Below are 20,000 nucleotides of genomic sequence, written 5' to 3'. Positions count from 1 at the left end.
ACAAAGATCGTTTTACAACTCGCTCACCTCACTCATCTTGCGATGAGCTGCGATGCGCGAGCGCCGAAAACGATCTGGAGATTAGGAATGGTACCCGCGAATTGCTTCGCAGATCCAAACTCGGATCGATCTCCTCTTTACGATGTCAGAAAACACGCACGTCACCGTCCATCCGGACCAATGAGTGCGAAGTGATGTTTCGCGGACGATTGAACAGAGCTATCAAGCAAGGCGCATTCTCGAGCTTCAATCCCATCTGGTGGAGCCAGACGGGATCGAACCGACGACCTCATGCTTGCAAAGCACGCGCTCTCCCAGCTGAGCTATGGCCCCGTACCAGAAGACGAAGCGCATTGTTTGATACCGCTCGCCTTCGCCAAGGCTACGGCGCAGCAGCCTTCATCTTGAAAGGCTTGCCTAGCCGAGCAGCGAAGCGCGAAGGCTGGTGGGCCTGGGAAGACTTGAACTTCCGACCTCACGCTTATCAAGCGCGCGCTCTAACCAACTGAGCTACAAGCCCCTAACACGAGAGACATGCCGGCGCGCACCCGACGTGAAGTCGATGCATCGCACAGCGCTCAGCCCCTGGCGCGTGTTCGTCCGCGAAGAAAGAGAAACGAAGACGGCGAAATCCCGCCAATGGAGCTCAACAATCCTGAAACTGTTGGCCCCTGAATGTTTCTAAAACGATCCGATAGTGAGCGTGAGCTCGCTGAAGGATCATCCTTAGAAAGGAGGTGATCCAGCCGCAGGTTCCCCTACGGCTACCTTGTTACGACTTCACCCCAGTCGCTGACCCTACCGTGGCCGGCTGCCCCCTTTCGGTTAGCGCACCGTCTTCAGGTAAAACCAACTCCCATGGTGTGACGGGCGGTGTGTACAAGGCCCGGGAACGTATTCACCGTGGCGTGCTGATCCACGATTACTAGCGATTCCAACTTCATGGGCTCGAGTTGCAGAGCCCAATCCGAACTGAGACGGCTTTTTGAGATTTGCGAAGGGTCGCCCCTTAGCATCCCATTGTCACCGCCATTGTAGCACGTGTGTAGCCCAGCCCGTAAGGGCCATGAGGACTTGACGTCATCCCCACCTTCCTCGCGGCTTATCACCGGCAGTCTCCTTAGAGTGCTCAACTAAATGGTAGCAACTAAGGACGGGGGTTGCGCTCGTTGCGGGACTTAACCCAACATCTCACGACACGAGCTGACGACAGCCATGCAGCACCTGTCTCCGGTCCAGCCGAACTGAAGAACTCCGTCTCTGGAGTCCGCGACCGGGATGTCAAGGGCTGGTAAGGTTCTGCGCGTTGCGTCGAATTAAACCACATGCTCCACCGCTTGTGCGGGCCCCCGTCAATTCCTTTGAGTTTTAATCTTGCGACCGTACTCCCCAGGCGGAATGCTTAAAGCGTTAGCTGCGCCACTAGTGAGTAAACCCACTAACGGCTGGCATTCATCGTTTACGGCGTGGACTACCAGGGTATCTAATCCTGTTTGCTCCCCACGCTTTCGTGCCTCAGCGTCAGTATCGGGCCAGTGAGCCGCCTTCGCCACTGGTGTTCTTGCGAATATCTACGAATTTCACCTCTACACTCGCAGTTCCACTCACCTCTCCCGAACTCAAGATCTTCAGTATCAAAGGCAGTTCTGGAGTTGAGCTCCAGGATTTCACCCCTGACTTAAAGACCCGCCTACGCACCCTTTACGCCCAGTGATTCCGAGCAACGCTAGCCCCCTTCGTATTACCGCGGCTGCTGGCACGAAGTTAGCCGGGGCTTATTCTTGCGGTACCGTCATTATCTTCCCGCACAAAAGAGCTTTACAACCCTAGGGCCTTCATCACTCACGCGGCATGGCTGGATCAGGCTTGCGCCCATTGTCCAATATTCCCCACTGCTGCCTCCCGTAGGAGTTTGGGCCGTGTCTCAGTCCCAATGTGGCTGATCATCCTCTCAGACCAGCTACTGATCGTCGCCTTGGTGAGCCATTACCTCACCAACTAGCTAATCAGACGCGGGCCGATCTTTCGGCGATAAATCTTTCCCCGTAAGGGCTTATCCGGTATTAGCTGAAGTTTCCCTCAGTTGTTCCGAACCAAAAGGTACGTTCCCACGCGTTACTCACCCGTCTGCCGCTGACATATTGCTATGCCCGCTCGACTTGCATGTGTTAAGCCTGCCGCCAGCGTTCGCTCTGAGCCAGGATCAAACTCTCAAGTTGGACTTGAAACCTTGAACCGGCTGATCACAACGTTTGACGAGGTCCCACCATTCTTCGTCGACCGAAGTCGACGAGCCGCCTGCGATTCACATCGTTGGCAGCGATGGTGTAACCTTTAAAACGTGTACCGCCGAAGTCTTTCGTCCACTCTCAGAAGTCAAAAGCCGAAGCTTTCAAGTATTCCGAGAGACGCAAGGACTCCGCCGTCCACGTTTCTCTTTCTTCATCTTCACTTGTCAAACAGCCCGGGATCGGACGACCCCACACCCTTAGAGGGTGGCTCTACCCTTCACCGGCAGACAGTGAACCTCAACCGATTTATGTCGGCTGTTGTGTCACTCATCTAAGTGAGGAGCATCAGAGGCGCGTTCGCTCGCCTTGGTCAGTGACCCGGCGGCGCCGCGCTCAGTGGTTGGTTTATAGTCCCCACCCCTCGGGATTGTCAACGCCCATTGTCAACAAAAACGTCGCACGCCCAAATCTCTTGTGCAGTGCGAAGAAAATCTCATCCTTTCCGTGACTTAGGTCGGTGGTAAAAATTCGCCACCCGGCGCACGTGGTAAAAAACTTGAAAAAAAGTTTGCCGCCGGGGAGCCCGTCGGGCCCTTCGGAACGGGTTCCAAGCCTCTCCAGGCGGGCCGGCAAGTCGTCGCGCGGCAGATGCGCGATCGCGGCGTCATCGACCGCCGCGAAGGGATCGGCGGCCCGCACAACCACCTGCTTCAGGAAACTTTTCCACCCTAAATGCCGCACTTGAGCCACAATCCTGCGACGTTCTCGCTATAACGAATGCAATGAACCGCTCGAAACCAGTGGGGGCTCGGGTGGTTTTTCAGGGGGACCAGGCGATTTCTTCGAGAACCCGTCGCCTCTTCCCTACGCGGCCGAGCAATATCGAGAGATCTGCACACCATTGACGTTCGAGAGTGCGGCCTGCGAATGGCCTTCGTCTCTTCGACTTCGATGCGTGTGGCTCGCCACACTGCCGAAATCCCTCTCCGAGGGAGCGAGGCGGAGATGAGGACGAGCAGAGGACGATCGCAGTTGCTGGAATTTGGGGGGATGCAGGGTTGAGCCAACGGGCGTCACGCGGAAGCGGCATTGGGCGCGAGACCGGGATGATCGATCTCGGTCACGAACCGCCGCTTTCAGTCGACGGCACCGAGGCTGCGGTGATCGATCGCCGCCGTGTCTCCGTACAGTGGTTTAGCGGCACCATTCTCACCGGGCTCTGTGGCGCGGCCCTGATCGGCGGCGCCGTGTTTGCCTCGCTCGATGGCGAGATGACCTTCGCCAAGGTGCCGGAGCGCGTCGAAGGCGCGCTGCGCGGCGCCGTCACCGGCAACGATCGCGTCGTCAGCCTGCACAAGGGTGACCGCCTGCCGCCGCCCAACGAAAACTCCGCTTCGCGCAGCCTGGTGCGCGTCTCGACCGTGACCCGCGTCGGCAACCGCGACGTGATGCGGGTGCGGCCCTTCATCCGGATTTCCGGCAATCTCTCGATGACCACGAGCGATCTGTCGTCCAAGATACCGCCATTCAACGCGCAGCGTCTGCTGACCGATGTCGGCTCCGACACGCCGGCTGCGGCCGAGGATCCGAATGCGGCGGCCGCCGCCGAGCCCGACGCCGAGGTCTCTTTCGTCACCAAGGATCTCGGGACGGTACTGCCGAAAGCCAAGCTCGCTGCAGGCGTCGGACTCGACGACATCCTGATGCGGGTCCGTGACGCCGCCAACTGGCGCGGCTCCGGCAATTCGGTGCGCTATGCCTCGCTCGCCAATGCCGCGGCCGATGCCACCGGCGCCGGCCCCGATATGCGGATGGCCTACGCCACCGAAGGCAACGTCTCCGATCCCTATGCGGGCTTCGAGACCCGCGTAGTGCCGGAGAACGTCACCCTGCTGCCGAAGACCAAAGAGCAGGTCACCGGCGGCAATCCGGTCGGTGAACGGGTTCACCTCGTCAAGAAGGGCGACAGCATCACCTCGATCCTGCGCGATCAGGGCGCAACCCCCGACGAGGCCAAGGCAATTGCCGTAACGCTGGGCCCGCGCGGCCGCGACGGCGGCCTGAAAGAAGGCCAGAAGGTACGGATCCTGATGGCGCCGGCAGCTCCGGGCGCCCGGCTGCAACCCTATCGGGTGATCGTCGCCAACGATTCCATGGTCGAAGCCGTCGCCGCCCTGTCCGATCTGGGCAAATACGTCGCCGTCGACGTGCAGAGCATGAACACGACGACCGACACCGCCGACAATTCCAGCGACGATGACGAGGATGATGGCAGCGGCGTGCGGCTCTATCAGAGCATTTACGAGACCGCGCTACGCAACAAGGTGCCGCCGACCGTCATCGAAGACATGGTCAAGATCTACTCCTATGACGTCGATTTCCAGCGCAAGGTGCAGCCCGGCGACTCGTTCGACGTGTTCTTTGCCGGCGAGGATGAAGGCGTCACCAGCACCGAAAAGACCGAAGTGCTCTACGCCGCGCTGACCGTGGGCGGCGAAACCAAGAAATACTACCGATTCCAGAGCTCGGACGACGGCCTCGTCGACTACTATGACGAGACCGGCAAGAGCGCGAAGAAGTTCCTGGTGCGCAAGCCGGTCAACAACGCGATCATGCGTTCGGGCTTCGGCGGCCGCCGCCATCCGATCCTCGGCTATGTGAAGATGCACACCGGCGTCGACTGGGCCACCGCCTACGGCACGCCGATCTTCGCTTCCGGCAACGGCGTGCTCGAAAAGGTCGGATACGAAGGCGGCTACGGCAAATATATCCGCATGAAGCATGCCAACGGCTATGAGACAGCCTATGGCCACATGTCGGCCTTCGCCAAGGGCATGGAGATGGGCAAGAAGGTGCGGCAGGGCCAAGTGATCGGCTTCGTCGGCTCGACCGGCCAGTCGACCGGCCCGCACGTCCACTACGAAATCCTGGTCAACGGCCGCTTCGTCGACCCGATGCGCGTGAAGCTGCCGCGCGGCCGCTCGCTGGAAGGTCCGATGCTGGCGAACTTCGAGAAGGAGCGCGACCGGATCGAAGCTCAGATGTCGAGCCGCGGCAGCTCGCGCATCGTCTCGGACGCCACGAGCTCGACCTCGCAGACGCGCTCCATCACCAACCGCTGATTATTCCCCGGGCCACACGGGCCGTCTGACGACGCCGCTACGCTCCCCCTTGGAAGCTGATTGCCGCATCGAAACCCGCGTCGCCGGACATCGGTGGCGGCGGCGATTTCCGCCAAAATCCCCCGGAATCCACCAAATTTCGCGGAACAAGACGGGAACCCGAACGGCGGTCATCCAGTTGATTCGAAGGTGAAACCTCCAATGGAGGGAGTCATGGAGAACTGGACAAACGCAAAACTGTGTGACGTCGCAAACCTGATCCTCGGCGCGATTCTTTTCCTGTCGCCGTGGCTGTTCAAATTCGACGGCGGAACGGTTTCCGCCAACGCCCACATCGTCGGCATTGCGATGGCGGTCCTTGCGATCGCCGCGCTCGCAGCCTTCGCGGTCTGGGAGGAGTGGCTGAACCTCATCGTCGGGCTTTGGGCGCTGGTCTCACCGTGGGTCCTTGGTTTCCAGGGAGCCACCACCGCGATGACCGTGCACGTGGTCATCGGCGTCGCAGTCGCCGCCCTTGCGGCGATCGAGCTCTGGATGATGTCCCAGCATCCGCCCCGGCTCACCACACATAGCTGAGGCTTCGAACTCATCGATTCCCTACCCGCTGGCCGGGACGGCCGGCGGGTGAGGGGATTTGCCCAATGAGGATATGCAACCATGACCCAACTTACCCGCGACGACGTGCTGAAAGCCGTCAGCCACGCCGACGACGTCACGATTGCGCGAATCATCGCATCCGGGGCAACGATCGCCGAGCTTGCCGAGGCGCAGGCCTGGCTCGCCAATGACGAGCCGATGATGAATGACGGCAGGCCGCTGGCCACGGGCCGTACCCGCGAGCTGGTCGACATCCTCACGGAGCTCGAGCCTGCCGAGGACGACGAGCCCTCACCGCCCATCGCCCCGCCGGAATGACAGCGCTACAGACGAGCTACGGCGCGAACCTTGCGCAGATCAAGATAAACGATCCCGATCGCGGTCAGCCCGAATGCGACGGCCGCGAGCGGCAGCAGCATGTCGATCGTCGCATGGGTGCTGTTGATCGTGCTGCCCAGACAGCGAATTCGCCTCTCCGCCACTCGCCAAACGGAATCGGCCGCGGATGCCGATCGTGCCGGTAGTCGTATCTCCGCCAGATCTGCGACAGCATCCACGGCAGCAGCACCGCGATGAACAGCAACACGCTGACGAACATCAGCGACAGCTCGACCTCGCTCTGGCGGTCGAACAGGATCCAGGCTGACAGCACGAACCATGCGACAAGGCCGGCAGCCGTGCCGTAAACGCGGGGATGAAGATCGTCATAGACGGGCCGGTTATGGGCGATGAGTTCTCTGCTCATGCAATTCGCCTTCTGCTGAGGGCGACCGGCGGTGTGGCTTTGCAGGATGATGCAAGGCGGCACGCGAATCAGCGATGCGATTCGTGCGAAATACTTCCCTTTGCAGCTGCGCGGGACGTTGCCACGCCAGCCGATCATTCATGAGGAAAACGAACGCCGCCGACCGGCGTTTCATTAAAACCGGGACACAAATCGGGCCGCCGGACAGGAACCCTGACACAGCCGGATGCGGCCTGTCGCCAGGCCGCATCCAGTTTCGCTGTGGGCGTGCTCAGTTCAGCTTGCGCTTCGAGACCGGGGCATCGAACTGCACGATCTCGGCGGTTTTGGACACCTGACCGTTGAAGGTCAGCACGTTGCCCTTCTCCGAAATCAGCACGCGATCGCCATCCTTGACTTCGCCGGCGAGGATCATCTCGGCCAGCGGATCCTGCACGCTGCGCTGGATCACCCGCTTCAACGGACGAGCGCCATACGCCGGATCCCACCCCTTCTCCGCGAGCCAGTCCCGCGCCTTCGGATCGAGCGTGAGCTCGATCTTGCGATCCTCGAGCAGCTTGGTCAGCCGCGCGAACTGGATCTCGACGATGCGGCCCATCTCGTTCCGCTGCAGCCGGTGGAACAGGATGATCTCGTCGATGCGGTTCAGGAATTCCGGCCTGAAATGCGCCCGCACGACACCCATCACCTGATCGCGGACCGCAGCGGTATCCTCGCCTTCCGGCTGATTCACCAGGAATTCCGAACCGAGGTTCGAGGTCATGATGATCAGCGTGTTGCGGAAATCGACGGTGCGGCCCTGACCATCGGTCAGGCGGCCGTCGTCGAGCACCTGCAACAGCACGTTGAAGACGTCGGGATGCGCCTTCTCGATCTCGTCGAACAGCACGACCTGGTAGGGCCGGCGCCGCACGGCTTCCGTCAGTGCACCACCCTCGTCGTAACCGACATAGCCGGGAGGCGCGCCGATCAGCCGCGAGACCGAGTGCTTCTCCATGAACTCGGACATGTCGAGGCGGACCATCGCGGTCTCGTCGTTAAACAAATCAGCGGCGAGCGCCTTGGTCAGCTCGGTCTTGCCGACGCCGGTGGGCCCTAAGAACATGAACGAGCCGGTCGGCCGGTTCGGATCCTGCAAGCCGGCGCGGGCACGGCGCACGGCGGTCGACACCGCACGCACGGCTTCGGCCTGGCCGACGACACGCTTGGCGAGACTGTCCTCCATTTTCAGGAGCTTGTCCTTTTCGCCCTCGAGCATCTTGTCGACCGGCACGCCGGTCCAGCGCGACACGACCTGCGCGATGTGGTTGGCGGTAACCGCCTCCTCCATCATCTCGCCTCCGTTCGGCTTGCTGTTCTCATGAGCCTCGATGTCGGCGAGCTTCCGCTCCAGCTCGGGGATCCGGCCATAGGCCAGTTCGCCCGCCTTCTGGAATTCGCCGCGACGCTGCGCATTGGCCAGCTCGACACGGAGCGCATCGAGTTCGCTTTTCAGCTTCTGGGCGTTGGAGAGCTTGTTCTTCTCCGCGCTCCAGCGCGCCGTCAGCGCGGTCGACCGCTCCTCGAGCCCGGCGAGCTCCTTCTCCAGGGCCTGCAAGCGGCTCTTGGAGCCGGCATCGTTCTCCTTCTTCAGCGCTTCCTGCTCGATCTTCAGCCGGATGATGTCGCGATCCAGCGAATCGAGCTCTTCAGGCTTGGAATCGACCTGCATCTTCAGCCGCGCCGCCGCCTCGTCCATCAGGTCGATGGCCTTGTCGGGCAGGAAGCGGTCGGTGATGTAGCGGTTCGACAGCGTGGTCGCGGCCACCAACGCGGAGTCGGTGATGCGCACGCCGTGGTGCTGCTCGTATTTGTCCTTCAGGCCGCGCAGGATCGAGATGGTGTCCTCGACCGTCGGCTCGCTGACATAGATCGGCTGGAACCGGCGGGCCAGTGCCGCATCCTTCTCGACATGCTTGCGGTACTCGTCGAGCGTGGTCGCACCGATACAGTGCAGCTCGCCGCGCGCCAGCGCAGGCTTCAACAGATTGGACGCGTCCATCGCGCCGTCGGTCTTGCCGGCACCGATCAGCGTGTGCATCTCGTCGATGAACAGGATGATGCCACCCTCGGCGGTCGAGACCTCCTGCAGGACGGATTTCAGCCGCTCCTCGAACTCGCCGCGATATTTCGCGCCGGCGATCAAGGCGCCCATGTCGAGCGACAGCAGCTTCTTGTCCTTCAGGCTCTCCGGGACGTCACCATTGAGGATGCGCAGCGCCAGGCCCTCGACGATCGCGGTCTTGCCGACGCCGGGCTCACCGATCAGGACGGGATTGTTCTTGGTTCGCCGCGACAGCACCTGGATGGTGCGGCGGATCTCCTCGTCGCGGCCGATCACCGGGTCGAGCTTGCCGTCGCGCGCGGCCTGGGTCAGGTCGCGGGCATATTTCTTCAGCGCGTCATAGGCATTTTCAGCCGTCGCGGAATCCGCAGTGCGGCCCTTGCGCAGCGCTTCGATCGCCGCATTCAGGTTCTGCGCCGTGACGCCGCCCTTGCTCAGGATATTCGCCGCCTCGCTGCCCTTCTCGAGCGTGAGCCCGAGCAGCAGCCGCTCGACGGTGACAAAGCTGTCGCCGGCCTTGTCGGCGGCCTTTTCCGCCGCGTCGAAGGCGCGCGCCAGCTCCGGCGACAGGTAGACCTGGCCGGCACCGTTGCCCGAAACTTTCGGCAGCTTGTTCAGCGCCTCTTCGGTCGCTTTCAGGATCGCTCTGGAATTGCCGCCAGCACGGTCGATCAGACCGCCGGCGAGCCCCTCATTGTCGTCCAGCAGCACCTTCAACAGATGGAGCGGTGAGAATTGCTGGTGACCGTCGCGCATTGCGAGCGATTGGGCAGACTGGATGAATCCGCGCGCGCGCTCGGTGTACTTCTCAATGTTCATTCGTTTTCCCTCGGCCTGCCATCGTCACCCATTCAGGCATGACAACGGCATCTTCATTGGGTTTCCGCGGGCCGCGTTGACGTTTCTCAACCAGCCTCTGGTCGTCGCCATCATTTTTCAGGCTTGCCGCAGATGTGGGCACTTGGTTCCGAAACGGAAGAGCCACAGTCTGCGATTTCGCCCGGTGGAAGCTCAGCGCCGCACGATGGCGACAAGGTAGCGGCAGGGCTGAGCAGTCTCATTACGGAAGACGATGTCCGACGGCGGCCCGAGCTCGACGCGGTCACCCGCAGCGAGCTCGTGTCGCTCCGCCCCTTCCATCAAGATGAGGCGGCCGCTGATCACCCAGACCACCTGACGGACCAGGTGATAGGCGCTGGCGGGGAAGCCGGCTTCCTGCCAAGCAGGCAGCTCGACCTCCACCAGCTCCAGCGGATTGGCCGGATGCAGGAACACCTGCCGCCGCAGATAGGCGGCCTTCGGATCGCGCCACACCGGCTGATCCTTGGCCCGCTGCAGGCGGGAACCGGCTGAGGCAACCTCGAACAGCGCGGCCATGGTCAGGCCATAGGCCGTGGCGATCCGCGACAGCGTCGCCGCCGTCGGGCTTGCCTCCGCCCGCTCGATCTTGCTCAGCATGGCCTTGGACACGCCTGCCCGCCCGGCGAGTTCCGCCAGCGACCAGCCGCGCCCCTCCCGTTCGGCACGAACCCGCCGCCCGAGAGCCTCATCGGCCTTGTCTTCTATAATTGACATAACGTCTTATATAGTAGACGATGGAGTCCATTCAAGAGGCTTGTCGAGGAAGACCGATGATTATCCGCCCCGCCACCGAGCAGGACATTCCTGCGATCACTGCGATCTTCAATGAGGCGGTCGCCAACTCGAACGCGATCTGGACGGAGAAGCAGGATTCCGAGGCCGAGCGGCTGGCCTGGATGAAGGCCCGGCTGGCACTGGGCTACCCGGTGCTGGTCGCAGCCGAAGGGCCCGTGGTGCTCGGGTACGGCACGTTCGGCGACTTCCGGGCGTTCCCCGGTTACCGCTACAGCGTCGAGCACAGCGTCTATATCCACGTTGACCACCGCGGCCGCGGCCTCGGCCGCGTCATCGTCGACGAGCTCATCACTGCTGCCACCGCGCTCGGGAAGCACGTCATGATCGCCGGCATCGACGGCGGCAATCCCGCCTCGCTCCGGCTGCATGCGCAGGCCGGCTTCGTCGAGGTCGCCAGGATGCCGGAGGTCGGCCGCAAGTTCGGCCGCTGGCTCGAGCTCGTGTTCATGCAGCGGCTGCTGGACACGCCTGGCGCAGCGCGGCCCGACTAGCTGCCGTGGCGTTGGCGGCGGTTCTCCTCGCCGGCCAAACAGGCTAGAGCGGGCAGATGGACAATGCGCACGCCTCCTCCGCCCGGATCACCGGCATCTATCGCTACCCCGTCAAGGGTCTGACGCCCGAGCCCCTGCCCCGCGCAGAACTCAAGGTCGGCGAGACGCTGCGCTCGGATCGCCGCTACGCGATCGAGAACGGCCCGAGCGGCTTCGATCCGTCAGCTCCGAAATGGCTGGCGAAGCCGCATTTCCTGATGCTCCAGCGGGACGAATGGCTGGCGCCGCTGCGCGCCCATTTCGACGACGACAGCCATGTGCTGACGCTGCGCCGGGACGGCGCGATGGTCGCCCAGGGCGATCTCGAGACCGAGGCCGGGCGCGCGTCGATCGAGCGCTATTTCGCCGATCGCCATGCCGGCCAGATCAAGGGACCGCCCAAGGTGCTGGTCAGCCCCGGCCACAGCTTCTCCGACGTGCCGCGCAAGGTGGTCTCGATCATCAACCTGGCGAGCCTGCGGGCGATCGAGGAGATGGTGCAGGCGCCGGTGCATCCGCTGCGCTTCCGCGCCAACCTCTATGTCGAGGGCTGGCCGGCCTGGCACGAAGCCAGCCTGCTCGACCAGACCATTGCGATCGGCAGTGCACGGGCCAAGGTTGTGAAGCGGATCACACGCTGTGCCGCGGTCAATGTCGATCCCGATACCGGCGCACGCGACCTCTCGGTCCCGAACACGCTGATGCAGCGCTTCGGCAACAATGAATGCGGCATCTACGCCGAGATCATCAGCGATGGCGGCGCGGCGGTCGGCGACACGATCGCCGCGGAACCGCAGTAGCTCACGCCGGGTTCCGTATTCCTTGAATACGGCATAGGCGCGCATCGCATTGCAATGTTCGGTTGCGTGAAATAGACTTCACTCGACATTTTGAATTGCAGCAAAATTTGTCGAAATTGATTGCACGGGGTTGCCATGAGCATGATCATGGTTTCGTACCGGCGGGTCGATCAGGATACAGCGGGCCGCATCGCGGACCATCTGATCGAGAAGTACGGCGAGAAATCCGTATTCTTCGACGTCAACAGCATTCGCACCGGCGCCAACTTCGTCGACCGGATCGCCAATGCGATCACCGCCTGCGACGTCGTCATCGCCGTGATCGGTCCGCATTGGATCGGCAAGACCGATGATGGGAAACCCACGCGTCTGGAGGATCCCGCCGATTCCGTGCGTTTCGAAATCGAGACGGCGCTGAAGCACAACAAGACGCTGCTGCCGCTGCTGGTGAACGGCGCAACCATGCCGGAGGCTGCCGAGCTGCCGGAATCGCTTCGCTTCCTGCACTTCTGCAACGCTGCCCGGGTCGACTCGGGGCAGGATTTTCGCATGCACATGACCCGCCTGATCGAGACGATCAACGAGGTCCTGAATGAGGCCGGGCGATCGCCGCTGCGTGAAATTTCACCGATCAAGCGCTACTGGAAGTACGGCGCGGGCATCGCCGCCGCAGCGTTGGCGCTCGCCGTTTGGACCGTCGGACCCGCGTTCGAACATACCGTGGTCAAGGGCGCATCGGACGATCAGACCACGGTCGGACGCACGACGCCGCCCGCCGTTCCGGCCTCCGTCACGCAGCGCGCCAAGGCGCATGACGGTTTTCTCTTTCCCGATTCCGATCGGCGATTTCTGAGCGAAGTCGATCTCAAGGACATGTCGGCGGTCGAACTGCGCATCGCACGAAACGAGATCTTCGCGCGGCATGGCCGGTTCTTCAAGGATCAGGTGCTCGCAAACTACTTCTCACAATTCGCCTGGTATCAACCCGCTGCGGTCGAAGTCCCCCTGAGCAACCTCGAAGCCACCAACGTCGACACGATCGAGGCGAAGGAGCACGAGAAGTGACGCCGGCCGGTAGCGCCGGTTGACTTCGCAGCGCGTGACCACCTCTCCCGCATTCCCGAGGGAGAGGTGGCAGTCCCGCCTCAGTTCGTCGGCATCACATAGGCGTAGATCCGGCCGCGCGAGACCGGCACCTCGCGGACACGGTGGCTGCTGTTGCCCGAGATCATGATCGGATTGCCCTTGGCATCGACGCCCGTGATGATCCCGACATGACCGCCGCCGCGGCGGCCCATCACGGCGATGGCGCCGACCTGCGGCCCGGACACGCGCGTGCCGTATTTGGCGAACGAACTCGCCATGTCGGAGCCGGTGCCGCGATGTCCGGTCTGCTGCAGCACCATGTTCATGAAGCGCGCGCACCACAGGCTGGAGCGGTCGGTCGGGTTGCCGCCGAGATAGCGCCGCGCCGTGGCGACGATGCCGGACGAGCCGAAGCCGCCTGCCATGCTGACGCCGCCGGTGTTGGGCACGGCGTTGCCCGGCAACTCGGCCGCATTGGTTTCGACGATACCGCCCGGCTGCGCGAGCGCGCGGCGCTCAGCCCGCGACAGCCGCGCCGCATGCCGGTAGTGATGACGGACATAGTGCCGCGCGTGATGGCCGGCATTGGCCGAATGCGCGTGACTCTGATGGTGCGGACGGGCGGATGCCGAAGAAACCGAAACGACGGCGAGCGTGAGCGAACACAGGGCCAGCGCCAAAAACACGAAGCGACCGGCGATACGCAAGCAACTGAACCATACTTCACGAGATCCTCTGAAACGCCCCCAACTCCCCGTCGCATTCCCTCAGGGAATGCGGCGATGGTTTTGAAAATCGGGATGTGGCGAGAGGAAGATTTCATGTGACGCCAGGAAAACGATTTCTGGGTCATTCCGCGCTGATTCGATGACGAGACAGGAACCGGAACTGCCGCATTGCAGCCGCGAAAATTAACTGCAAATCTGGGGGCGGCCAACGAGAGGAGAATTTCAATGCCCTATGCCACCACGAAAGATAATGTCCGCCTGCACTTTGAAGAGGCCGGCAGCGGCACCCCGATCATCTTCCTGCACGAATTCGCGGCTGATCACACCAATTGGGAACCGCAGCTGCGCTACTTCGCGCGCGGCCACCGCTGCATCGCCTATTCCGCGCGCGGCTACACGCCGTCGGACGTGCCAGCGAATGCCGACGTCTACACCTACAAGCATTTCTACACCGACGCGCTCGCCGTGCTCGACCATCTCGGCATCGCGAAAGCGCATTTCGTCGGCCTCTCGATGGGCTCCTATTCGTCGCTGCAGGTCGCACTCAATGCGCCGGAGCGCGCGCTGTCGATGACGCTCGCCGCGGTCGGCTCCGGTTCGAGCCTCGAGAATCTCGATGCCTTCCGCGCGCAGTGCCGCGCCAATGCCGAGCAATACGAGACGATCGGCGCGGTCGAGGTCGCCAAGGTGACGCGCGAGGCGCCGAGCCGGATTCCGTTCCTGGTCAAGGACCCGCGCGGCCACGCCGATTTCTACGCCGCGCTCGCCCGCCACGACGCCAAGGGCTCGGCCAACACGATGCGCAGCTTCCAGGGCGGCCGGCCCTCGATCTACACCATGACCGACGCCATCAAGCGCGCGGCGACGCCGGCGCTGATCCTGTGCGGCGACGAGGACGACAATTGCATCGCGCCCAGCATGTTCCTGAAGCAGCATCTGCCGGCCGCCGGCCTCGCCTTCTTCCCGAAATCGGGCCACGTGCTCAACCTCGAGGAGCCGGCGCTGTTCAACGAGATGGTGGAGCGCTTCATCGCACTGGTGGAAGCGGGACGGTGGCCGGTGCGCGATCCGCGGTCGCTGGTGGTGGCGCCGGTGTAGGCCGTCATTCCGGGGCTCGCGAAGCGAGAGCCCGGAATCCATTAGGCCTCAGAGTTCGTGGATGAATGGATTCCGGGTTCGATGCTGCGCATCGCCCCGGAATGACGAAAGTAAGCTAGCGCGCAACGCTCACTTCCCGCCGCCGCGGCTGAGCAGGAACACGCCCTGCTCGCCGAACATGTTCCACACCCACCAGGGCAGATTGAGCGGTACCGGGCGGCCGTAGAGATCGAGCGCCACCGCGCGCTCCATCTTGACGTTGATCTGCTCGCAGAGCTCAACGAAGTCCTTGATGGTGCAGAAATGGATGTTGGAGGTGTCGTACCAGCTCGCCGGCAGATTCTCGGTGCGCGGCATGTGGCCGCCGATCAGGAGCTGCAGCCGCATCTTCCAGAACCCGAAATTCGGGAACGAGACGATGGCACGCTGGCCGATCCGCAGCAGGTTCTCCAGCACCACCTTGGGCTGCCGTGTCGCCTGCAACGTCTGCGACAGGATCACATAGTCGAAGGCGTCATCGGGATAGTTGACGAGGTCGGTGTCGGCATCGCCCTGCACCACCGCGAGGCCCTTGGCGACACAGCCATTGACGCCCTCGCGCGACAATTCGATGCCGCGGCCGTCGATGCCGCGGCTCTCCAACAGCTGCAACAGCTCGCCGTCGCCGCAGCCGACATCGAGCACGCGCGAACCCGGTCGCACCATCTCGGCAACCAAAAGATGATCCCTGCGATAGCCGCCGGTCCGCTCCGGCGCGACGCCCGGCAAGGGCAGTGTCTGCTGCATGCTCATGACTGGCCGTCGTCCTTCAGTCCGCGTGCCTTGCCTGCCGCCTGCAGGAAGGCGCGGGAGATTTCCAGGAATTCGGGCACATCGAGCAGGAAGGCGTCGTGTCCCCTGTCGGTCTCGATCTCGGCGAACGACACCCGCGCGCTCGACGCATTCAGCGCGTGCACCAGCGCGCGCGATTCCGAGGTCGGAAACAGCCAGTCGCTGGTGAACGACACCACGCAGAACCGCGTCTTGATGCCGGCGAACGCCTTCGCCAGCACGCCGTTATGGTCGGCGGCGATGTCGAAATAGTCCATCGCGCGGGTCAGATACAGATAGCTGTTGGCATCGAACCGCTCGACAAAGGACGAGCCCTGGTAGCGCAGATAGCTCTCGACCTGGAAATCCGCATCGAACGAGAAGGTCGGCAGCTCGCGATCCTGCATGCGGCGCCCGAACTTGCGATGCAGCGCGGCGTCCGAGAGATAAGTGATGTGCGCGGCCATCCGCGCCACCGCCAGTCCGCGATGCGGATGGGTGTCCTCGTCGACATAGCGGCCGCCGCGCCAATCCGGATCGGCCATCACGGCCTGGCGGCCGAGCTCGTGGAACGCGATGTTCTGCGCCGAGTGGCGCGTCGAGCAGGCGATCGCGAGCGTCGAGAACACGCGCTCGGGATAGGCCGCGGTCCATTGCAGCACCTGCATGCCGCCCATCGAGCCGCCGACCACGCAGAACAGCGTCGTGATGCCGAGCCGGTCGATCAGCATCGCCTGCGCGCGCACCATGTCGGGGATGGTGATGATCGGGAAATCGAGCCCCCACACCTTGCCCGTCGCGGGATTCAGCGACGCAGGGCCAGTCGAGCCCATGCAGCCGCCGATCACGTTGGAGCAGATGATGAAATATTTGTCGGGATCGATCGGCTTGCCGGCGCCGACCATGGTGTCCCACCAGCCCGGCTTGCCGGTGACGGGATGGATGTTGTTGACGTGCTGATCGCCGGTCAGCGCGTGGCAGATCAGGATCGCGTTCGACCTGTCGGCATTGAGATCGCCGTAGGTCTGATAGGCGATCTGGAACGGCGCGAGATCGACGCCGCAATCCAGCTTGAGCGGCTGGTCGATGCCGAACTTCGCCACCAACGACGACGGATGATCGGCCTCATGGGCGCGATCATCGCTCTGGGTTTGCGGGCTCGGTATCGGACGCACGTTGCTCATCTAGGCGACCCTGCCTCCGCGCGGGAGGGCTCGAACAGAAAATCAGGCCATAAAAAACCCGGCCTGAACAAGGTTCGGCCGGGAGCTGATCTGTCCCCGGCCTGTTTAGCGAGTTGTTTAACGTGGCTGCAAGCCGGCCGGCTCAAATGACCACGGAGTGGAACGAACCTAGTCCTCAGGCCCCCCGTCGTCAAGGCGGCCAGCGAACGTCCCCTTGCCGGGCGCCCATGGTTAATCGAATGCGCAGGGCACGCCTGCGACGTTTCTCTTTGCTTTCGCTGCCCGTCTTTCCTAATCAGGGACCCTGTCCGGCACGGCATCGGGCCGCCCGGACGACAAGGTTTGAGAGCATGTCCAACCCACCCCCGTCGCCGCCCTCGCTGCAGGAGCTGCGCAAGGAGATCGATGCGATCGACGAGCAGGTGCACCGCCTGCTGATGGCGCGCGGCGACATCATCGACCGCTTGATCCAGGTCAAGAAGACCCAGGAGGTCGGCTCGGCGTTCCGCCCGGCGCGCGAGGCCAGCATGATGCGCGAACTGGTGCAGCGCCATCGAGGCATTCTCCCGCTCGACACCATCGAGGGCATCTGGCGCGTCATCATCTCGACCTTCACCTACGTGCAGGCGCCATTCGCCGTGCATGCCGACGTCTCGGTCGGCGAGTCCGCGATGCGCGACTCGGCGCGGTTTCACTTCGGCTTCGTGGTGCCCTACGTGTCGCATTTCAGCGCCCAGGCCGCAGTCGAGGCGGTGGCTAAATCGAGGGGCGACCTCGCGCTGGTCTCCGCGATCGCGAGCCGCACGCCGTGGTGGAATGCGCTGGAGGCCGATGGCGCGCCGAAGATCATCGCGCGGCTGCCGTTCCTCGAGCGCGCCGACCATCCCGCCGCGCTGCCGGTGTTCCTGATCTCGCGGGTCGCCGACGACGCCATGGTGACGGAAGTGCAGACCTGGAGCGTGCGCGTCTCCGGCTGGAACGCCGATGTCGCCCGCGCGCTGGCGCCGCTCGCCGAGATCGTCGCGGTCCCCGACACCGCCTTCGACGGCGCGGCGCTGCTGGTCTCGGTCGCCGGACACGATTTTGAGAAGATCAAGCTCGCCTTGATCAAGGCCGGCGCCTCGGTGCGCTCTTCGGCCCTCGTCGGCAGCCACGCAACGCGCTATACGGTGCCCTCTAACGGATCGGCCAGGAGCTAAGCGAAGCACCGGCCCATCCGCCCATCGGAGTTGATAATGTCCCGCCCCGTGCCGAACCCCGGCATCCTCGATATTGCGCCCTACACGCCCGGCAAGAGCCCGGTGCCGGAGCCGGGCCGCAAGGTGTTCAAGCTGTCCGCCAACGAGACGCCGTTCGGGCCGTCTCCGAAGGCTATCGCGGCCTACAAGGCCGCCGCTGACCATCTCGAGGACTATCCGGAGGGCACCTCGCGGGTGCTGCGCGAGGCGATCGGCCGCGCCTATGGGCTCGACCCCGACCGCATCATCTGCGGCGCCGGCTCCGACGAGATCCTCAATCTCCTGGCGCACACCTATCTCGCGCCCGGCGACGAGGCGATCTCGACCACCCACGGCTTCCTCGTCTACCCGATCGCCACCATGGCGAACGGCGCGAAGAACGTGATCGCGGCCGAGACCAACTTCACGGCCGATGTCGACGCCATCCTCAAGGTGGTGACGCCGCGCACAAAACTGGTCTGGCTCGCCAACCCGAACAACCCGACCGGCACCTACATCCCGTTCGACGAGGTCAAGCGGCTGCGCGCCGCCCTGCCCTCGCATGTGCTGCTGGTGCTCGACGCCGCTTACGCCGACTACGTCTCGCGCAACGACTACGAGCTCGGCATCGAGCTGGTCGCGACCACGGACAACACGGTGGTGACGCACACCTTCTCCAAGATCCACGGCCTTGCCGCGCTGCGCGTCGGCTGGATGTTCGGCCCGGCCCATATCGTCGATGCCTGCAACCGGATCCGCGGTCCGTTCAACGTCACGACGCCGGCGATGCTGGCGGCGGTGGCGGCGATCGAGGATAGCGCGCATGTGCAGATGTCGCGCACCCACACCGAACAATGGCGCAACTGGCTGACCGAGGAGATCGGCAAGCTGGGGCTCAAGGTGACGCCGAGCGTCGCCAACTTCGTGCTGATCCACTTCCCGGCCGACAAGGGCAAGACCGCCGCAGAAGCCGACGCCTATCTCACGCGGCGCGGCCTCGTGCTGCGCGCGCTCAACAATTACAAGCTGCCGCATGCGCTGCGCATGACCATTGGCACCGAGGAAGCCAACCGCCTCGTGGTCGAGGGCCTGCGCGACTTCCTGGCCGGAAAGTGACATCGTGACCACGGCTCCGCTCTTCAACCGCATCGCACTGATCGGCTTCGGCCTGATCGGCGGCTCGATCGCGCGCGGCGCGCGCGCGCAAGGCCTCGTCGGCGAGATCGTGACCACCGCACGCTCGGAGAAGTCCCGGGCGCGCGTTGCCGAGCTCGGCATCGTCGATCGCGTCGTCGAGACCAATGCCGAAGCGGTCGGGGATGCCGATCTCGTCATCCTCTGCATCCCCGTCGGCGCCTGCGGCCCGGTCGCGGCCGAGATCGCGCCGCATCTGAAGCCCGGCGCTATCATCTCCGACGTCGGCTCGGTGAAGGGCGCCGTCGTCAAGGACATGGCGCCGCATCTGCCTGATGGCGTGCATTTCGTTCCCGCGCATCCCGTCGCCGGCACCGAGAACTCCGGTCCGGACTCCGGCTTCGCCGAGCTGTTCATCAACCGCTGGTGCATCCTGACGCCGCCCGAAGGCACCGACCCCGCCGCGACCGACCGGTTGCGCGCGTTCTGGGCCGCGCTCGGCGCCAAGGTCGAGATCATGACGCCCGACCATCATGACCTCGTGCTCGCGATCACCAGCCATCTGCCGCATCTGATCGCCTACACCATCGTCGGCACCGCCGACGAGCTGGCGCAGGTGACGGAATCCGAGGTCATCAAATTCTCCGCCGGCGGCTTCCGCGACTTCACCCGCATCGCGGCCTCCGACCCGACGATGTGGCGCGACGTGTTCCTCGCCAACAAGGACGCCGTGCTCGAGATGCTCGGCACTTTCACCGAGGATCTGTCGAAGCTCACCCGTGCGATCCGGCGCGGCGACGGCGAAGCACTGTTCGATCACTTCACCCGCACCCGCGCCATCCGCCGCGGCATCGTCGAGATCGGCCAGGACTCCGCCGCGCCCGACTTCGGCCGCCCGCACGCGAATTTGAAGAAGTAGGACTAAGCACGCGGCTTTCCCCACGTCGTCGTCCTGGCG

Annotated in this window: 17 protein-coding genes, 2 tRNA genes, 1 rRNA gene and 1 riboswitch; of the genes, 10 read left to right on the top strand and 10 right to left on the bottom strand. The window is 63.5% G+C overall.

The features are described 5' to 3' along the window. Positions 1–257 precede the first annotated feature (257 nt). The 4 genes from AKN84_RS38570 to AKN84_RS38555 form a co-directional block, all read right to left on the bottom strand. Positions 258–333 (bottom strand) — tRNA-Ala (locus AKN84_RS38570). Positions 334–443: 110 nt separating this feature from the next. Next, positions 444–520: transfer RNA gene (locus AKN84_RS38565), tRNA-Ile, on the bottom strand. 210 nt (positions 521–730) lie between these two features. Then, positions 731–2,219 (bottom strand): 16S ribosomal RNA (locus tag AKN84_RS38560). A 417-nt stretch (positions 2,220–2,636) separates the two neighbouring features. Further along, on the bottom strand, positions 2,637–2,972 hold the full coding sequence (locus AKN84_RS38555) for a hypothetical protein (protein ID WP_050425624.1): 336 nt from the start codon (positions 2,970–2,972) through the stop codon (positions 2,637–2,639). 317 nt (positions 2,973–3,289) lie between these two features. Here AKN84_RS38555 and AKN84_RS38550 point away from each other — a divergent pair, with 317 nt between their 5' ends. From AKN84_RS38550 to AKN84_RS38540, 3 genes are all read left to right on the top strand, one after another. Then, the gene (locus AKN84_RS38550; protein WP_050425623.1) at positions 3,290–5,353 is read left to right on the top strand and encodes a M23 family metallopeptidase; all 2,064 of its coding nucleotides are present in this window, start codon (positions 3,290–3,292) and stop codon (positions 5,351–5,353) included. A gap of 213 nt (positions 5,354–5,566) precedes the next feature. After that, the gene (locus AKN84_RS38545) at positions 5,567–5,929 is read left to right on the top strand and encodes an SPW repeat protein (protein WP_050425622.1); all 363 of its coding nucleotides are present in this window, start codon (positions 5,567–5,569) and stop codon (positions 5,927–5,929) included. A gap of 81 nt (positions 5,930–6,010) precedes the next feature. After that, positions 6,011–6,268 (top strand): hypothetical protein, encoded by a 258-nt coding sequence (locus AKN84_RS38540; RefSeq protein ID WP_050425621.1) that lies wholly within the window; start codon positions 6,011–6,013, stop codon positions 6,266–6,268. A gap of 64 nt (positions 6,269–6,332) precedes the next feature. Here AKN84_RS38540 and AKN84_RS38535 read toward each other — a convergent pair whose 3' ends face one another. The 3 genes from AKN84_RS38535 to AKN84_RS38525 all read right to left on the bottom strand — a co-directional run bounded on the left by AKN84_RS38535 (position 6,333) and on the right by AKN84_RS38525 (position 10,374). Next, the gene (locus tag AKN84_RS38535) at positions 6,333–6,695 is read right to left on the bottom strand and encodes a hypothetical protein (RefSeq protein WP_128971536.1); all 363 of its coding nucleotides are present in this window, start codon (positions 6,693–6,695) and stop codon (positions 6,333–6,335) included. A 271-nt stretch (positions 6,696–6,966) separates the two neighbouring features. Further along, complete coding sequence (clpB, locus tag AKN84_RS38530) at positions 6,967–9,618, bottom strand: ATP-dependent chaperone ClpB (RefSeq protein WP_050425619.1); 2,652 nt, start codon at positions 9,616–9,618, stop codon at positions 6,967–6,969. A gap of 192 nt (positions 9,619–9,810) precedes the next feature. Continuing rightward, positions 9,811–10,374 (bottom strand): helix-turn-helix domain-containing protein, encoded by a 564-nt coding sequence (locus AKN84_RS38525; protein WP_050425618.1) that lies wholly within the window; start codon positions 10,372–10,374, stop codon positions 9,811–9,813. Positions 10,375–10,430: 56 nt separating this feature from the next. Between AKN84_RS38525 and AKN84_RS38520 the strand changes: the two genes are divergently transcribed. The 3 genes from AKN84_RS38520 to AKN84_RS38510 all read left to right on the top strand — a co-directional run bounded on the left by AKN84_RS38520 (position 10,431) and on the right by AKN84_RS38510 (position 12,850). Beyond that, complete coding sequence (locus AKN84_RS38520) at positions 10,431–10,946, top strand: GNAT family N-acetyltransferase (RefSeq protein WP_050425617.1); 516 nt, start codon at positions 10,431–10,433, stop codon at positions 10,944–10,946. 56 nt (positions 10,947–11,002) lie between these two features. After that, on the top strand, positions 11,003–11,785 hold the full coding sequence (locus AKN84_RS38515; protein WP_050425616.1) for an MOSC domain-containing protein: 783 nt from the start codon (positions 11,003–11,005) through the stop codon (positions 11,783–11,785). A gap of 135 nt (positions 11,786–11,920) precedes the next feature. Further along, positions 11,921–12,850 carry a YARHG domain-containing protein gene (locus tag AKN84_RS38510; protein WP_050425615.1) on the top strand — a complete coding sequence of 310 codons (930 nt, stop codon included), beginning with the start codon at positions 11,921–11,923 and terminating at the stop codon, positions 12,848–12,850. An 80-nt stretch (positions 12,851–12,930) separates the two neighbouring features. Here AKN84_RS38510 and AKN84_RS38505 read toward each other — a convergent pair whose 3' ends face one another. Then, complete coding sequence (locus AKN84_RS38505; protein WP_244485712.1) at positions 12,931–13,572, bottom strand: TIGR02594 family protein; 642 nt, start codon at positions 13,570–13,572, stop codon at positions 12,931–12,933. Between the two features lie 252 nt (positions 13,573–13,824). Between AKN84_RS38505 and AKN84_RS38500 the strand changes: the two genes are divergently transcribed. Then, a complete protein-coding gene (locus tag AKN84_RS38500; protein ID WP_050425613.1) occupies positions 13,825–14,697 on the top strand; it encodes an alpha/beta fold hydrolase in 873 nt (290 codons plus the stop codon). Positions 14,698–14,826: 129 nt separating this feature from the next. On the opposite strand, the gene metW is transcribed toward AKN84_RS38500, so the two are convergent. Together metW and metX are read right to left on the bottom strand one after the other, a co-directional pair. Beyond that, positions 14,827–15,489 (bottom strand): methionine biosynthesis protein MetW, encoded by a 663-nt coding sequence (gene metW / locus AKN84_RS38495; protein WP_050425612.1) that lies wholly within the window; start codon positions 15,487–15,489, stop codon positions 14,827–14,829. Beyond that, positions 15,486–16,691: a homoserine O-acetyltransferase MetX gene (metX, locus tag AKN84_RS38490; protein WP_050425611.1), complete on the bottom strand. Its 1,206-nt coding sequence runs from the start codon at positions 16,689–16,691 to the stop codon at positions 15,486–15,488. The genes metW and metX overlap by 4 nt, the downstream gene beginning before the upstream one ends. Before the next feature lie 84 nt (positions 16,692–16,775). Then, a riboswitch (SAM riboswitch) is annotated at positions 16,776–16,855 on the bottom strand. 186 nt (positions 16,856–17,041) lie between these two features. Between metX and AKN84_RS38485 the strand changes: the two genes are divergently transcribed. The 3 genes from AKN84_RS38485 to AKN84_RS38475 are packed head-to-tail and all read left to right on the top strand — an operon-like array spanning position 17,042 to position 19,961. Beyond that, positions 17,042–17,890, top strand: a complete 849-nt coding sequence (locus AKN84_RS38485; RefSeq protein ID WP_050425610.1) for a chorismate mutase — start codon at positions 17,042–17,044, stop codon at positions 17,888–17,890. Positions 17,891–17,926: 36 nt separating this feature from the next. Further along, on the top strand, positions 17,927–19,024 hold the full coding sequence (hisC, locus tag AKN84_RS38480) for a histidinol-phosphate transaminase (protein WP_050425609.1): 1,098 nt from the start codon (positions 17,927–17,929) through the stop codon (positions 19,022–19,024). Between the two features lie 4 nt (positions 19,025–19,028). After that, positions 19,029–19,961, top strand: a complete 933-nt coding sequence (locus AKN84_RS38475) for a prephenate/arogenate dehydrogenase family protein (protein WP_050425608.1) — start codon at positions 19,029–19,031, stop codon at positions 19,959–19,961. Positions 19,962–20,000: the final 39 nt, after the last annotated feature.

The organism is Bradyrhizobium tropiciagri, assembly GCF_001189845.1.
GTDB classification, from domain to species: Bacteria; Pseudomonadota; Alphaproteobacteria; order Rhizobiales; family Xanthobacteraceae; genus Bradyrhizobium; species Bradyrhizobium tropiciagri.
Note: the sequence above shows the minus strand (reverse complement) of the source record. Positions and strands in the feature narration are given on the sequence as shown.